The 887-nt window shown below is 45.4% G+C and carries 1 protein-coding gene; it reads left to right on the forward strand.

Annotated features, from left to right (window positions below; translation table 11 throughout):
* On the forward strand, positions 1-887 hold an 887-nt coding region (gene tuf / locus KTH84_RS18970; protein WP_262474773.1), incomplete at both ends, for an elongation factor Tu.

The following is an 887-nucleotide window of genomic DNA, read 5'->3' on the forward strand; positions in this document are numbered from 1 at the left end:
GTAGACTGCCCGGGCCACGCCGATTATGTTAAAAACATGATTACTGGTGCTGCTCAGATGGACGGCGCGATCCTTGTATGTGCTGCGACTGATGGCCCAATGCCACAAACTCGTGAACACATCCTTCTTTCTCGTCAGGTTGGTGTACCTTACATCATCGTATTCTTGAACAAGTGTGACCTTGTTGATGATGAAGAATTACTTGAATTAGTAGAAATGGAAGTTCGTGAACTTCTTTCTACTTATGACTTCCCAGGTGATGACACTCCAGTTATCCGTGGTTCTGCGCTTAAAGCGTTGGAAGGCGATGCTGGTCAATATGGTGAGCCTTCAGTTCTTGCTCTTGTTGAAGCGCTTGACTCTTACATTCCAGAACCAGAACGTGCTATCGACAAAGCATTCTTGATGCCAATCGAAGACGTATTCTCTATTTCTGGTCGTGGTACTGTAGTAACAGGCCGTGTTGAATCTGGTATCGTTAAAGTTGGCGAATCAGTTGAAATCGTTGGTATTCGTGACACAGTAGTAACGACTGTAACTGGCGTAGAAATGTTCCGTAAATTGCTTGACGAAGGTCGTGCAGGCGAGAACTGTGGTGTTCTTCTACGTGGTACTAAGCGTGAAGACGTACAACGTGGTCAAGTACTTGCTAAACCAGGTACAATCAAGCCGCACACTAAATTCGATGCAGAAGTATACGTACTTTCTAAAGAAGAAGGTGGTCGTCATACTCCATTCCTTAATGGCTACCGTCCACAGTTCTACTTCCGTACAACTGACGTAACTGGCGCAATCCAATTACAAGACGGCGTTGAAATGGTTATGCCAGGTGACAACGTTGAAATGTCAGTAGAATTAATCCACCCGATCGCAATGGACCCTGGTCT

Source organism: Acinetobacter sp. WU_MDCI_Abxb74 (assembly GCF_025513915.1).
GTDB lineage: Bacteria > Pseudomonadota > Gammaproteobacteria > Pseudomonadales > Moraxellaceae > Acinetobacter > Acinetobacter calcoaceticus_C.